We start from the raw sequence: 16,087 nt of genomic DNA, 5'->3' as shown, positions 1-16,087 counted from the left end.
AATGATTCAACACAGTAACTTTGGCGTAATCAGTCGTACTTGGATTTTCTCTACCCTTTCTCTAGTGGGTATTCTTGCTCTAATGTAGTCAGCTTCATGGCTCTATAGTTTTAGTTTTTATTATGAAATCACTTGTTAAAAAGTCTTCAAAGTCAGAACTCTTTCTCTTATAAATGTGGCTTTTCTCATCAGGCTAGCCACTTAACTTTTTCTTAGTCATCTTCTTCTAGCAAGCATCCCCCAGTAATTTACTCCTAGTCACCACTTTCTTCTTGTGGAATGGTTTATCACCTTACCTCTATAAACAAGCGCCATCGCACTTCTGAAGTTGTTACGAAACTGTGATAATCTTAAGTTATCTTTTATCTACAGTGTATCTCTCATGTCTGTCTGGGATTCTATTTCATTTAACAATCGATTTACTGCATTACCTCGACTGTTCTATACCCCAATTCAACCTACACCGCTCAGCAATGTCCAATGGCTCGCATGGAATCATAAGCTTGCGGATGAACTCGGTTTTTTGTCATTTGATGATGCTTCCGAGGAATTGCTTGAAACGTTATCTGGCAATGTTAAACCTGAGCAGTTTTCGCCTGTAGCAATGAAATACGCAGGCCACCAGTTTGGTTCTTATAACCCGGATTTAGGTGATGGAAGAGGGCTGTTATTAGCTCAAATTATCGCGAAAAGTGGCGAAACGTTCGATTTACACCTTAAAGGTGCCGGTAAAACGCCCTATTCACGTATGGGCGATGGACGCGCTGTTATTCGATCAACCGTTCGTGAGTACTTATGTAGCGAAGCGATGGCAGGGCTCAATATCCCAACCACTCGCGCGTTGGCTATGATGACCAGCGACACACCGGTATATCGAGAGAAGCAAGAGTGGGGCGCATTGTTGGTGCGTGCTGCCGAATCACACATCCGTTTCGGTCACTTTGAACATCTGTTTTATACCAATCAGTTGGCTGAGCATAAGTTGCTGGCCGATAAAGTCATTGAATGGCACTTCCCTGAGTGTCTCGATGAAGAGAAACCCTACGCTGCTATGTTTAATCAGATTGTTGACCGTACCGCAGAGATGATTGCGTTGTGGCAAGCGAATGGTTTTGCTCATGGCGTGATGAACACCGATAACATGTCGATCATCGGGCAAACTTTCGATTATGGTCCGTTCGCGTTTCTTGATGAATATGACCCAAGATTGATCTGTAATCACTCGGATTACCAAGGTCGTTATGCGTTCAATCAGCAACCAAGAATCGGTATGTGGAATTTATCGGCATTGGCACACTCGTTGTCACCGCTGGTGGAGAGAGCTGATTTAGAGGCGGCATTGGAGCAGTACGAACCGCAAATGAACGGTTACTTTAGTCAGATGATGCGTCGTAAGTTGGGGCTACTTTCGAAACAAGAAGGTGACAGTCGTTTGTTTGAATCTATGTTCGAGCTGATGTCGCAAAACAAAGTCGACTACCCAAGATTTTTTAGAACGTTGTCGAATTTGGATACCTTGCAGCCGCAAGAAGTGATTGATTTGGTTATCGACCGAGAGGCAGCAAAGCTGTGGGTAGATAACTACTTACAACGCTGTGAACTGGAAGAGAGCTCAGTGGCAGAGCGCTGCGAAAATATGAGGCAGGCAAACCCGAAATTCATCCTCAGAAACTACCTAGCTCAACTGGCGATAGACAAAGCAGAGCGCGGTGATAGCAGCGATATTGACGCTTTGATGGTGGTACTGGCAGACCCTTATGCGGAACACCCGGATTATGAATACCTTGCGGCTCTACCTCCTGAGTGGGGTAAAGCCATGGAGATCAGCTGCTCTTCATAACCAACCAATAGCGGATTAAGCCCTAAAGATTCAGATAGAGGTCACTAAGTTGTGATCTTTATCTGTTTGTTCTTCTAACTTTACAAACATGTCAATAATCAAACAATCGGCCAGCCTATACACTATGTGAATAAGTTGTAAATTTAATAGGTTTGGGCGATGCCAACAAATACTCGAATTCTCGTGGTGGATGATGATCAAGAAATCCGCGAGCTGCTGGAAGAGTACCTCACAAAATCTGGTTTCGATGTTTCTTCTGTGGGAGATGGTGTTGAACTAGAAGCTCATCTGCAAAACCAAGGTTATCCAGATCTGATTCTGCTTGATGTGATGCTACCCGGTGACGATGGTTTTACCTTGTGTCAACGCGTCCGTAAGCAATCGAATGTGCCTATCATCATGCTGACTGCCGTATCGGATGAAACCGACCAAATTATCGGCTTAGAAATTGGTGCTGATGATTACATTGCCAAGCCGTTTAGCCCTCGTCAGTTAATGGCGCGTATCAAAGCGTTGTTGCGCCGCGTTCAAGTGGTGGATGACAAGACAAGTGATGCATTGCCAAAACAGATTGTTTTTGGTGATTGGACGCTTGATACGTTAGCGCATCGAATTTCCCACAATGAAAACTCGGAAGAGATGGATTTGTCGGGCAGTGATTTTTCTCTGTTGATGTTGTTCTTAACTCGCCCTAACGAAGTTCTCGACCGTGACACTATCTCATTCGCGACCAGAGGCCGTGAAGCGTTGCCTTTTGAGCGAGGCATTGATGTGCAGCTTAGTCGTCTGAGAAGCCGATTGGGCGACAGTGGCAAGTATCCTCACTACATCAAAACCATGCGCGGTAATGGCTATATCCTCGCTGTGCCTGTTCAGTATGAACACTGATAATCAAGTGATGTTAATGAGCACCTCGGCAATGAAGTATTTCCTATGAACGGGTTGAGTCGGTTAAAGCCAAACTCTTTGGTTGCCAGAACATTGTTACTGACCTTGTTAGCTGTGGTGATAGCTCAAGGTATCGCAACGTCTATTTGGTATAGCGAATCCAAACACAAAGAACTGGAGGGGATTCGTTCTGCCTCTTCAAGCATGGCCAATATGTTTGCCTCGACGGTGACTTTCTTCCAGTCTCTGCCCGTTAAATATCGCCATATCGTGTTGGATCAAATCCGCAATATGGGCGGTACGCGCTTCTTCGTTTCTTTCAATAAAGAGGCGTTGATTGTCGAACCGATCCCTGATACCCGTTTAAAAACCGCCTCGATTGAAGCGATAGAAAGTGTTTTGAGTAGCAAGCTCAATAAAGTCGAATCAGTGCGGGTTGATTTCTCTCGCCCTGAACATCTTCGTTTGCTTAAAAATGACATCTACTTGAGCGATCTCCCACGATCGTGGGCACATCATACTTTAACCTTAGAACCTCTTAACCCTCCTATTCTGGTTGTTCAGATAGAATTAGCCAGTCATGAATGGGTGTATATCGCCGCGTTGTTGCCTGCGCCTTACGTCAAACTCGACGATACGATTCTCGGCAGAGAACAGGTGATCTTCTTAGTTTCCTCGACCCTCATTCTTTTGGTTTTGACTTACTTGATGATTCGTCGGCAAGTACGCCCTCTTAAAAAATTAGCAAGAGCGGCCAATGAGATGAGTATGGATATTCAGCAGCCGCCACTTAACGAAGAGGGGGCTACTGAGCTGGTGACGGCGACCCGAGCGTTTAATCGAATGCAGCAACGGATTCGTCGCTATGTTGCCGACCGTGAGCACCTTTTCTCTGCAATCTCACATGATTTAAAGACACCAATAACACGGCTTAGACTACGAGCCGAGCTATTGGAAAGCGAAGTAAAGAAAGACAAGTTCAATAAGGATTTGGATGAGCTTGAGATGATGGTTAAGGGCGCTTTACAAGCGGTAAGAGATACCGACCTTCACGAAAACAACGCCATTATCGACCTCAATGAGATGATGCTCTCCGTGATTGAACTGCACAACCAACATCAAACCTTGGTTGAGTTTGAGCCCATTGTGGTTGACCCGTTAGTCGCCAAACCATTAGCCATTAAACGTGTGCTGACCAATCTTATCGACAACGCTGTGAAATATGGGACATCAGCTGAAGTCGATATTAACAGTGATTCGGTGTGGGTTATCGTGACTATTCAAGATCACGGAAAAGGTATTCCTGAAGACAAGTTAGAGTTGGTGTTTGAACCTTACTTCAGGCTCGCCACTGACGACCAAGGACACGGTTTAGGGCTTGGAATCTGTCGAAACATCCTACACGGACACGGCGGAGATCTCATTATTCGTAACTCCCCTCAAGGCGGCTTAGAAGCTAAAGTCTATATTCCACGCGGCCTAGAAGTTTAATGTAACAATTGTGTTACATTGAGCTTACCTTTTGTTTCAATCTTACAAATCAGAATAAGTAGACTCTGTATTGAACCGGACGTCGAGTCCGCTAAAACATGGAAGATAATAATGAAAATCAATAAAACCCTACTTACTCTATCTCTTCTTGCTGCCTCAACATTTTCTCAAGCTGGTGAAGTGGAAGTGCTTCACTGGTGGACTGCCGGTGGCGAAGCGAAATCCGCAGCTGTACTGAAAGAGATGATTGAAGAACAAGGCCATACTTGGAAAGATTTCGCTGTTGCTGGTGGCGGCGGTGAAAGTGCGATGACTGTTTTGAAAACTCGAGCAGTGTCGGGCAATCCTCCATCTGCGGCGCAGATTAAAGGTCATGATATTCAAGAGTGGGGTGGTTTAGGTTTTCTAACGTCTCTCGATGCAACTGCGAAACAAGAAAAATGGGATGAGCTACTGCCAGAAGTGGTCACTAAAGTGATGAAGTGGGATGGCGAATATGTCGCAGTTCCTGTCAACGTTCACCGTGTTAACTGGCTTTGGGCGAACCCTGTTGTTTTAGAAAAATCAGGCGTGAAGGTTCCAACTACGTTAGATGAGTTCTTTGTTGCCGCAGACAAGATTAAAGCGGCTGGCTTCATTCCACTGGCTCACGGTGGTCAACCTTGGCAAGACGCGACGGTATTCGAAGCGGTGGCACTTGATGTGCTAGGCAGTGAAGACTACAACAAAGCGTTCGTTGACCTGGATATGGACGTGTTGTCTGGTGACAAAATGGTGGAAGTATTCACCAAGTTCAAAAAGATGCGTGATTACATCGACAGCAACTCTCCGGGTCGTGATTGGAACGTAGCAACTTCGATGGTTATCAATGGCGAAGCGGCAATGCAGATCATGGGTGACTGGGCGAAAGGTGAATTTACTGCGGCAGGCAAAGTACCGGGTAAAGATTACATCTGTGCACCAGCACCGGGCACTGATGGCCAATTCACTTTCAACATCGATAGCTTTGCGTTCTTTGAGCTGAGTGACAAAGAGAACCAAAAAGCGCAGCAAGACCTAGCGAAAACCATTCTTACCAAAGATTTCCAAGAAGTCTTCAACCTTAACAAGGGTTCTATCCCTGTACGTCTAGATATGGACATGTCTAAGTTCGACCAATGTGCGTTGGATTCAATGGCAACCTTCAAAGCGAGTGCGAAATCTGGCGATCTTGTTCCGAGTATGGCTCACGGCCTAGCGACAACAAGCTACGCTCAAGGCGCGATTTACGACGTGGTAACCAACTTCTTCAACGAAAAAGATGCCGATCCAAAACAAGCGGCGGCTAAGTTAGCGAAAGCTGTGAAAGCGGCTATCTAATATAACTTGATAAGCGACACACAACGCACGTGAGTGACGGGTTGTGTTGCTTTACCAACCCCCCAGGGTGGGTAGGCTCGTAGGGAGCCTATCTACTCTTCACTCCCAATTCTGATATGCGTGATGCTGATGTGGTGCCGAAAGGTAAGCCATTGGCTCGATTGTGCAACAAGGATAAGTTATGGAGCATGTTTTGACTGAGTCGACTCCAAAACCCACAAGGAGCCAGCCTGCGCCCAAGCCTAGCTTTGCTGACAGGTTGCAACATTGGTTACCCAAGATTGTACTGGCGCCGACCGCGTTAGTGACCGTGGTGTGTATCTACGGCTATATATTCTGGACGGCGGCGCTGTCGTTTACGAATTCTCGATTTTTACCGAGCTTCAACTTTGTTGGTTTAGCTCAATATGAAAAGCTGATGGACAACGATCGCTGGATCACCTCAATCACCAACCTCGGTGTGTTTGGTTTTCTGTTCATGGCGATTGCTATCTTGTTGGGTGTGGGTTTGGCGGTATTGCTTGACCAGAACATCCGTCAAGAAGGCGCGATTCGTACCATTTATTTATACCCAATGGCGTTGTCATTCATCGTGACGGGTACCGCTTGGAAATGGATTCTCAATCCGGGTCTTGGCATTGAAAAACTGATGCAAGATTGGGGCTTTACCGACTTCAAATTCGATTGGTTAGTCGACTCTGAAATGTCGGTCTATACCTTGGTTATCGCAGCACTTTGGCAGTCGTCAGGCTTCGTGATGGCGATGTTCTTAGCCGGCCTTCGTGGCATTGATTCTTCAATCATCAAAGCCGCTCAAATTGATGGGGCAAGCTTACCCACTATTTATCTGAAAATCATTCTACCTTGCTTGCGCCCTGTGGTTTTCAGCGCGGTGATCATCACCTCACACATTGCGATTAAGAGTTTCGACCTTGTGACCGCGATGACAGCGGGTGGCCCAGGTTATTCATCGGATCTTCCTGCGCTATTCATGTACGCACACTCATTTACGCGTGGACAAATCGGCCTTGGTGCTGCCAGTGCCATGATGATGCTTGCTGGTATCTTAGCGATTCTCGTGCCTTATCTTTACTCTGAACTTAGGGAGAAAAAGTCATGATGAATAACATCAATTTTGCTCGAATCTTTATTTATTCAGCACTGCTTTTCTTCTGCTTGGTGTATCTAATGCCATTGTTTGTCATGGCGCTGACCTCATTCAAAACTCTGCCAGACATCAAGGCAGGTAACTTGATGAGCTTACCGAAAGAGTGGGTGTTTGATGCTTGGTATAAAGCGTGGGACACCGCCTGTACGGGCGTGAAATGTGAAGGCATCAAAGGCTACTTCTGGAACTCGTTCCAAATGGTGATTCCTGCGGTTGCGATTTCAACATTGCTCGGTGCATTCAATGGTTATGTAGTGACGAAATGGCAATTCCGAGGCTCGAATCTGTTCTTCAGCTTACTGTTGTTTGGTTGCTTCATTCCGTTCCAAGTGGTGCTACTACCAATGGCAACCATGCTCGGCAAGATGGGGCTAGCGAACACAACCATCGGCTTGGTGATTGTGCACGTTATCTACGGCATGGCGTTTACAACTCTGTTTTTCCGTAACTTCTACATCTCGATTCCGGATGAATTGATCAAAGCAGCAAAACTGGATGGTGCAGGCTTCTTTACCATTTTCTTCAAGATCTTATTACCGATCTCTACGCCTATCATCATGGTGACGGTGATCTGGCAGTTCACCGCAATCTGGAACGATTTCTTGTTCGGGGTGGTGTATTCCGGCTCAGAGACTCAGCCAATCACCGTAGCATTAAATAACTTAGTCAACACCAGCACGGGCGTTAAAGAATACAACGTTGATATGGCTGCCGCGATCATCGCCGCGCTGCCAACGCTGTTGGTGTATGTCTTCGCAGGAAAATATTTTGTTCGTGGCCTAACGGCAGGATCAGTAAAAGGATAATTACCCATGGCAACATTAGATTTAAAACAGATCCGTAAAACCTATCGCAACGCGGACAACGAAACGTTAAAGGGCATCGACATCAGTATCGATTCGGGGGAGTTCTTGATACTTGTCGGCCCTTCGGGGTGTGGAAAATCCACCCTAATGAACACCATTGCTGGGCTAGAAAATATTAGCTCGGGTGAAATCGTGATTGATGGTGTTGACGTGGCCCAGGTTGAACCTAAAGACCGCGACATCGCGATGGTATTCCAGTCGTACGCACTTTACCCAAACATGACGGTACGCGGCAATATCGCCTTCGGCTTGAAGATCCGCAAGATGCCACAAGACGAAATCGACGCAGAAGTGAATCGCGTCGCTGAAATGCTACAAATCGAACAACTGCTTGATCGTAAACCATCGCAGCTATCTGGTGGTCAGCGTCAACGTGTCGCTATGGGGCGCGCTTTGGCGCGTCGTCCTAAGCTGTATCTGTTCGATGAGCCGCTTTCTAACTTGGATGCCAAGCTACGTGTCGAGATGCGACACCAGATCAAACGTCTGCACCAAAAGCTGAACACCACCATTGTCTACGTGACCCATGACCAAATCGAGGCGATGACCTTGGCTGACCGTATTGCGGTGATGAAAGATGGTGAACTGCAGCAACTCGGTACGCCGCAAGAGATCTACACCAAGCCAAATAACATGTTCGTGGCGGGCTTTATGGGTTCACCATCTATGAACTTCATTAAGACCATGGTGGATTTGGATGATGAGCAGAATCCGATCATCAAAGTAACGGGTACAGCTGAGCAAGAGCACCACATTCGATTACCACAAAGCATGCGTGAGCAAGATGGCAAAGAAGTGGTGATTGGCCTGCGCCCTGAACATATTACCGAGCAGAAAAGTGAAGATGTGTCGGCAACGACCAAGCTAGACTTGCAGTTAGAAGTGCTAGAACCAACAGGGCCAGATACGATTGCGATGGTGAAAGTGAACGACCAAGAAGTGGCATGTCGCTTGTCGCCAGAATTTGAAGTGTCAGTTGGGCAAATGGCGCCGCTGCATTTTGACTTATCAAAGGCGGTATTCTTTGATGCTCAGACTGAAGCGAGAATTGATTTTTAGTTTTTGAGACAGTAGCTCAATGAGAGTCTAAGCTTAAGCAAAGGCAGTATCACTAATTACTAATAAGTAACGTGATGCTGTCTTTTTTGTTGTTTTAGCCTGTTTTATTTCCTCACGAAAACAGAGGGATAAACGAGATAAATGGATTAACTGCAATAATATCGCCAAATAGCCTCCGTTAGCTCTATAAAGCTGACCGAGAACAGCGTAGGATCGCGCTACTTTAGACCAAATACTAGGTTGCACATTAGTGCATAAACAGAAGAATACATGAAACTAACAGCAAAACCCTCAGCTAGTAACGCTTTACTTATTTCTATTACGACACCGGACTTCAAAGGTGACGAAGCAAAAGAGTCTCTTGCCGAACTTGCTCGCTTAGTAACAACCCTAGGGTTTAAAGTGGTCGGTACACAATCACAGCACCACAGTTCAACACAACGACAAAACGTGTTGGGCGCAGGTAAGCTTGCAGAAATTGCACACCTCACCGGTTACCAAGGTTCGATTGAAGAAGCAGAAGATGAAGATTTTATCGATGAATCTTTTGATTTTCGCGCTAGTATCGATGAATTAGATTTTGATGATCTTCCATCTGAAGATGTGGAGTTTGGTACTGCTGATGTTGTGGTATTTGACTGTGATTTGAGCCCTTCTCAACTGCGCAATGTTGAGGCTCACTTAGGTGTCGAAGTGTTTGACCGCACCGGTATCATCATCGAAATTTTCAGTCGCCACGCTCGCACTCGTACCGCACGTCTGCAAGTAGAAATTGCTCGCCTAAACTACTTAGTACCTCGACTTCGTGAAACAGCAGACGGTGACAAAGAACGTCAAATGGGTCAGGGTGCTGGTGAAACCTCACTAGAGCTTGACCGTCGTAAAGTACGTGACCAAATTGCTGCGCTTAAGCGTGAGCTGGTTGGCGTACAAGATGAAATGAAGAACCGACGCACACAGCGTTCGGAACTTTTCACTGTTGCTCTGGTTGGTTACACCAACGCGGGTAAATCTTCGATGATGCGTGCAATGACCGCAACCGAAGTGAGTGGTGAAGACAAGCTGTTCGCAACCCTAGATACCACGGTTCGTGCACTTCAGCCGATCACTCAGCCGCGTATCTTAGTGTCAGATACGGTTGGTTTTATCAAGAAGCTGCCACATGATCTGGTTGCTTCATTCCACTCAACGCTTGCAGAAGCACACGACGCGTCACTACTGCTTTATGTGGTTGATGCTTCTGACGTTTCATTCCGCGCACAGCTTGATGTGGTACACGAAGTATTAGCGCAAGTGGGCGTTGAAGGCAGCGAAAAACTATTGGTACTGAACAAGTGCGATAGATTGAGCGAAGAAGAACAGTTAGAGCTGATTGAAGAATTCCCAGATGCAATGCTGACCTCGACTCGTGACCCGCTCGATATCACCAAACTACACAAGTACATTGTGGGTGTGGCTGAACAAGGCATGATCGAAGAAGAGATCACGATTCCTTATTCTGGACAAGGCATTATCGGTGAGATTCGCTCAAACATGAGTGTGGTGAAGGAAGAATACGACTACGAATGCATCAAGCTTACTGTACGCTCAAGTGCAATTGATTTAGCGCGCTTGAAAAAGCGTATGCAGAAGTCTTAATTTTGTAGCGAGCCTGGCAAGAACAACCAAAAGAAAAGCGACCCGATAAGGTCGCTTTTTTGTTTCCTGTCGCTGAGTAATTAGTTACTCGTCAACCAGTCCATTTAGGTCATTTACGCCATTCTTTGAGTTGGCTTCCAGCGTGCTAGCTCTGGATCAAGCTTGATACCTTGCGAAGTCAGCAGGTTAACACGAGCCAAGTAGGCTGCGCCGTGCATTAGGTGTTTTGCTAGGTCGACTGCATTACGCTGCTGGTAATCATCTAGGTAGCTGTCTTTCGCCCATGCGTTGAATGCGCCAAGTGCAGGGCCAGCCCATACTTGGTAATCCATCTCACGACCTTGTTCGCCGGTGTTTGACCAACGGCTAGAAAGACCCAAGTACCAACGGAAGATCAACGCCATTTTACGCTTTGGGTTGCCTTCAGCGCGTTCTATCTGTTTAGGATCGCGCTCGTTAAAGTGCGCCACAGTCCCCGCCCAAATATCATCCAGTGTTGAACGGAATACTTGCTTCTCAAGTTTCAGGCGCTCTTCTACTGGAATCGCTTCAATTGAATCGTAGCGAGTGTAAAGTTCGTACAGTTTGTTTGCACGCATTGGGAACAAGGTACCACGCTTAACCACTTGCAGTTTCACGCCCATTTCGAACATGTCTGCTGCCGGAGCCATAGTCACGTCAGCCATTTCAGTTGTCGAAAGCAGCTTACGTGTGTGTTCGCTCGCGCCAGCCTCAACACACGCTTGGTTGATTGAACCAGTAACAATGTAAGCAGCACCCATGTTAAACGTCGCTAGAGCAGCGTCAGGCGTGCCTACGCCACCACCACAGCCAACACGCAGCGGTGTTTTGAACTGGTACTGTGCTTGGATTTGCTCTTTCAGTGCAAGAATCGTTGGTAGTAGGGTAACCAGTGGACGATTGTCGGTGTGACCACCAGAATCGGCTTCTGCAGTAATGTCATCAGCCATAGGAACCAGCTGTGCTAGCTCCATTTGTTCTGCTGTGATTCGACCTTCATCAACCAAAGCTTGCAGCATTTTCACCGGAGCAGGTTGCATGAACTTACTTGCAACTTCAGTACGGCTTACCTTAGCAATAACCTTGTTACTAATCTGAATCTCACCTTGTGCATCACGGCTAAGGCCAGCTGCACGGTAGTGAACGATTTGCGGTGTTAGACCTAAGAAGGCAGAAGCCTCAACCGTTTTCACTTTGTGCTTCAAAAACAGCTCTACACTGCCGCGCTCTAGTGCGGGTTCGCTTGGGCTATGAATCAGGTTAAACGCATAAGGGCCGTTTGGCAGTGCTGCTTGGATACGGTTGATCGCTTGCTCAACGCGAGACGGGATTAAGCCCGCGGCGCCAAATGAACAAAGAATGCCAGCTTGACCAAGCGCAATCACCAACTCTTCAGATGAAATACCGTTTGCCATTGCACCTGCATAGTAAGCGTATTTCACGCCATGACAACGGCGAAAATCTTCGTCGCCTAGGCTTTGTGTACCAAGAGCAGGAGCAAAGGCGCTAACAGGTTGGCTGTTCGCTGCACTTGCTGAATCACCCGATGTAATTTCAGCTTGTTGGCTGACGCCTAAGCCTTTTTCTGGGTGGCTCACTACGTAACAAGCAAGGCTTAAGTCTTTCAATATTGTCGACATTGCTGCGTTATCAAAGCGAGTTGTGCTCTCTTCGATCTGCCAAGGCCACGGAGATAGCTTTTCGTTATTGATTGTAGTTTGAGTTGTCATACTAAATTCTTTCCTAGTTCTCTGTCAGGCTTATGCTTCTTCGATACAAATCGCGATGTCTTTCACTTCGTAAATACGCAGACCATCTTTGCTCAGGTTTGCGTCGCCAACGATGATGCGTTTGCCGTCTTCGTCTTTGATTGCAGTGATGTGTACATCCAGTGACATCTGTTTGTTCAGAGGGTTAATCTGACCACGGTATTTCCACTTCACTTCAGATTGGATTTGACCGAACTTTGGATTGCGGAAGTCAGCGCCAAGATCTTTGTTTAGCGCATAGGTTTGCATCAGCTCGATGATCGCTTCGACACCTAGAGAACCTGGCATTACAGGATCTTGATGGAAGTGGAATTGGAAGAACCAATCACTTGGGTCAATCGTACGCTCAGCGTATAGGTAACCAAGACCGTCTTTACCACCATCGTTAGTGATCTGCACGGTATCGATAAAGTTCAAACGACCGCCGGCCAATTTGTAGTGCTCTTGTACTTCACCAGTAGACGAGACAGGTGCATTGAAGTAACGCGTCGTTTTGTCTAGCAGGTTGATGTTTACATCCGGCGTGCGGTTGTTATCAACGTGCCAAGGATGAGTCACCTTACCGTTGTCCAAACCCAGTTGGTCTTTCAGTGCTGCGCCTTTGAAGTAACCAAATACCGCTGTACCTTCGTAGAATGGCACGCCGTCAGTGCTCAGTTCGAAGCTAAAGCTCTGTACGATGTTAGTGCCCATCATTACGGTTGAAAGCAGGCGAGAATCATTGGTGATCGTTTTGCCACGCAAGTCGACGTTACGCAGCATTTTGCCGCTGCCGTCTAGGTTACGGAAAAACAGTTCTTCACCTGGGAAGCCTAGTGTGGTGCCCATGTAGCCAGAGATGAAGCCGTTTGGCTGCAGTGAAATCTCCATCAACACCGAATAAGGCATCAAGGTATGGTGGCTGTTTTCATCAAAGTACCATGCATTTTCTGGCACTTCGTATTCTGCGATACACGATGACGGTTTCTTGAAGTCGCCACGCTTACCGTCGATTTCTACGACACGAGTGGTTAACTGCAAGTCGCCACACGGAGTACGTGGTGGAATCATCCCACGGTAGATAGAGAAATCAGGGCCGAAACATTTTTCGATGTCGCCAGTCGCGAATTCGAACATGTGGTATGGCGTGAATGGAATCGTATCGGGTGTGCGGTTCGGGTAATCAGGCGTTACCGGAGCTTCAACATGTTGAAGAGGAATCACGCCTTTATTTGGCGCTGTTTCTAGGTCTTCAATTTGCGCCATCAACGGCGCATTTGCTGAAGCTTGTTGATTCACTGCTGGTGTATGGCCCAAGCTTTTATGGTCCAAGTTTTCGATAACAGGGGTCGCGACAGCTGTTTCTAAAGAAGGCAGGTAACGAGTACATTCGTCGTCTTCTTTGATCATCACACCTAAGTTTTGGAAATCAACAATCACTTTGCCGTTGAGCAAGATATCGATGTTGGCTTTCGCGTATGGACGAGGGCTTAGACCAATCTCAGTCACTTCCATGCGGTAAGTCAGTTCTGCCGATTGTGGTAGAACTTGACCACGACAGCGTACTTGTTGAGGGGCATTTTCAAGCGGTTGGAAACGCCCATTTTGAACAAGCGTGTGCATGCCAAGGTGCATCATGAAGAACTGAAGCAGTTGACCACAACCTTCTGCCATCAAAGAACCAGCCATTACTGAGTCATCTTTGAAGTGACAAGGGAAGTACCAGTGCTCAGGCTCTAGCTGCTTGTGACCTTCAATCAGACCAAGTCCCCATGTGCCGCCTTGCGGTTCAACACGGCTAACCTTTTCGATCATCATGAACTTCTCTGAGCTGAAGCATAAAGAAGGCTGGTGGCTATTGGATTGGTGAGTAGGACCAAAACACTCTGCAATGTTGGCAGTCAGTAGATGACGCAATTCTTGGTGGTTAAACTGCGTTTTAGGGCAGTGCAACATAGGGTCGAAGCGTTGCTTAGTTGCAAGCCTACGAGCCTTGATTTCGTCTTCAGTGTGAATCACACCTTTGCCGTCTGCTAGTTCTTCATCAGTGAAGAAGCCCGCACAGCCGTTATCCATTTTCAGGATCATCTTGTCGCCAACGAAACACTCGTACGAGAAGAAGAACAGTAATGTGTCGCCATTGCGAGCAAAGTTGTTGATTGAGATATCGTAACGCAGTGTATCGCCACCACGAGGCAAGTCGCCAAGGAAGGTCAGCGTACAATCAAGCAGGCGATAAACACGCTCGCCTTTGTTTTCAAAATCAATGCCTAAGTAGCTGATCAGCATTAGGTCACACTGACCAGATTCAACTGCAACAGCCCAAGGGATCTGACCATCAACAAGATACGGAGCATCAACTGGGATGTCGTACTCTGTGGTCATGGTGCTTGGCTTGTACTCGTTCACTGTCGCGTTGAGCTTGGTTACACGAGATACCAATAGGTAGTCAGTGGTTGGTAAGCGAACGCGGCGCGAGTAGCTATCGATGATCGCGTAGTCAGGGCCAAATACATTGGCGATGTCGCCTTCAGCGTATTCAACCAGATCATCGTAATCCCAGATACATGGTTTACGGATAGGTTTTACTGGTGCTGGTGTCGCAAGTGCGTTTACTGGCGCTGACTGAACCTGAGCTGGTTGAGCTTGCACAGGCTGAGTTGATGTTTCGGCTGAGCTATCTAAACCAGACGTAATTGCGTTTAACTGTGCTTTTAATAGGTTCATCGCGGATTAGCGGGAACTAAAAACAAAAACGGTAGTAAGTGATATGGTTTAGTCGCCAAACAAAAATCATACACAAACTACCGTTTTCATGCCGAATCATACTTTCCTATCTTCATTCTGGGAAGGCTTTCAAATAGTAAAGTCTCACCAGACAGCATCACTTATTACCCTGACTCTTAAACCTAACTCTGAGGCTAAGTGCCTTTGTGGTCTTGAAGCCGAAGCTATCCACGAGTATCAATGGCGTCATGTGAAAGAAGCCATGTTGCTCGGTGTTCCTGTTGAACTTTCCGTTCAAACACGAAGAATTAAGTGTCGTGACTGCGGCATCAAAACAGAGTCTCTATCTTGGTTAGAGCCTTATGCTCGTATAACGAAGCGCCTAAAAAGTTATATAGAACAACTGCTGCCTCTTCTTCCCATTAAGCATATCTCCCAGTTAACGAGCGTACATTGGCACACCATTAAAGAGATAGATAAACGCCGACTTCGACAAGTGGTGCCGTCAGTGAAATGGGAAGAGCTAAGGCAACTCGTCATGGACGAGTTCGCTATCTTTAAAGGGCATAGGTATGCCACGGTCATTGCTGACGCTAAGACTCATCAAGTCATTTGGATAGGGTTAGGCCGTAGCCGCAAGGACATACGACCGTTCTTCGAGCTGTTAGGCAAGCATGGCAATAATATCGAAGCGGTCGCGATGGACATGAATACGGCTTTTGACCTTGAAGTTCAAGCGCACTGCCCGAACGCAAAAATCGTTTACGACTTATTCCATGTTGTTGCTAAGTTCGGTCGTGAGGTAATGGATAGAGTCAGAGTCGACCAAGCCAACAAACTCAAGCAAGATAAAAAAGCGAGGCAATGGGTCAAGCGCTCACGCTGGGTGTTGTTGAAAAATAGAGGCAACTTAAATCCACGGCAAGACAGCTATCTTACAGAAATATTGAATATCAATAAGGACTTAATGACCACTTATATACTCGGGGCACAACTCAAAGAGCTTTGGTATTGTGAATCAGAAGCACATGCTAAAGGGCTCTGGGAGGCTTGGTGGGCACAAGTACAAGAGAGTGGAATTAAGCCATTGAAAGAGTTCGCACGAAAACTGAGTCCTTATCTTCACGGTATTATCGCATCGGCAAGTTATCCGCTAAACACCTGCACCCTAGAAGGGATAAACAACAAGATAAAGCTAATCAAGCGAATGGGGTATGGGTATCGAGATACCGACTACTTCTTCTTGAAGATAAAAGCGGCTTTCCCCGGAAAGCCGCGATGA

At 46.7% G+C, this 16,087-nt stretch carries 10 protein-coding genes and 1 pseudogene; 9 read left to right on the top strand and 2 right to left on the bottom strand.

The annotated features are described in order from the left end of the window. Positions 1–382: 382 nt before the first annotated feature. The 8 genes from A136_RS20920 to hflX all read left to right on the top strand — a co-directional run bounded on the left by A136_RS20920 (position 383) and on the right by hflX (position 10,309). Positions 383–1,840 (top strand): protein adenylyltransferase SelO, encoded by a 1,458-nt coding sequence (locus tag A136_RS20920; RefSeq protein WP_017064095.1) that lies wholly within the window; start codon positions 383–385, stop codon positions 1,838–1,840. 159 nt (positions 1,841–1,999) lie between these two features. Further along, a complete protein-coding gene (locus A136_RS20915; protein ID WP_017060637.1) occupies positions 2,000–2,728 on the top strand; it encodes a response regulator in 729 nt (242 codons plus the stop codon). Between the two features lie 45 nt (positions 2,729–2,773). After that, positions 2,774–4,219: an ATP-binding protein gene (locus A136_RS20910; protein ID WP_017064094.1), complete on the top strand. Its 1,446-nt coding sequence runs from the start codon at positions 2,774–2,776 to the stop codon at positions 4,217–4,219. A gap of 111 nt (positions 4,220–4,330) precedes the next feature. Then, positions 4,331–5,578 carry an ABC transporter substrate-binding protein gene (locus tag A136_RS20905; protein ID WP_017064093.1) on the top strand — a complete coding sequence of 416 codons (1,248 nt, stop codon included), beginning with the start codon at positions 4,331–4,333 and terminating at the stop codon, positions 5,576–5,578. 181 nt (positions 5,579–5,759) lie between these two features. Then, entirely contained in the window at positions 5,760–6,698 is a 939-nt protein-coding gene (locus A136_RS20900; RefSeq protein ID WP_017060634.1) for a carbohydrate ABC transporter permease, read from the top strand. Then, complete coding sequence (locus A136_RS20895; protein WP_009848502.1) at positions 6,695–7,552, top strand: carbohydrate ABC transporter permease; 858 nt, start codon at positions 6,695–6,697, stop codon at positions 7,550–7,552. The genes A136_RS20900 and A136_RS20895 overlap by 4 nt, the downstream gene beginning before the upstream one ends. 6 nt (positions 7,553–7,558) lie before the next feature. Further along, a complete protein-coding gene (locus A136_RS20890) occupies positions 7,559–8,671 on the top strand; it encodes an ABC transporter ATP-binding protein (RefSeq protein WP_017064092.1) in 1,113 nt (370 codons plus the stop codon). A gap of 270 nt (positions 8,672–8,941) precedes the next feature. After that, positions 8,942–10,309 carry a GTPase HflX gene (gene hflX, locus A136_RS20885; protein ID WP_017064091.1) on the top strand — a complete coding sequence of 456 codons (1,368 nt, stop codon included), beginning with the start codon at positions 8,942–8,944 and terminating at the stop codon, positions 10,307–10,309. A gap of 113 nt (positions 10,310–10,422) precedes the next feature. Here hflX and pfaD read toward each other — a convergent pair whose 3' ends face one another. Then, positions 10,423–12,060 (bottom strand): eicosapentaenoate synthase subunit PfaD, encoded by a 1,638-nt coding sequence (gene pfaD / locus A136_RS20880; RefSeq protein WP_017064090.1) that lies wholly within the window; start codon positions 12,058–12,060, stop codon positions 10,423–10,425. A 30-nt stretch (positions 12,061–12,090) separates the two neighbouring features. Continuing rightward, positions 12,091–14,661, bottom strand: a pseudogene (locus A136_RS20875) (beta-hydroxydecanoyl-ACP dehydratase); the annotation flags it as partial. A 232-nt stretch (positions 14,662–14,893) separates the two neighbouring features. On the opposite strand from A136_RS20875, the gene A136_RS20870 reads away from it, so the two are divergent. Further along, a complete protein-coding gene (locus A136_RS20870; protein ID WP_017063708.1) occupies positions 14,894–16,087 on the top strand; it encodes an ISL3 family transposase in 1,194 nt (397 codons plus the stop codon).

Source organism: Vibrio crassostreae 9ZC13, from assembly GCF_000272045.2.
GTDB lineage: Bacteria > Pseudomonadota > Gammaproteobacteria > Enterobacterales > Vibrionaceae > Vibrio > Vibrio crassostreae_C.
The sequence above is the reverse complement of the archived record's forward strand: the minus strand, read 5'-3'. Positions and strand labels throughout refer to the sequence as shown.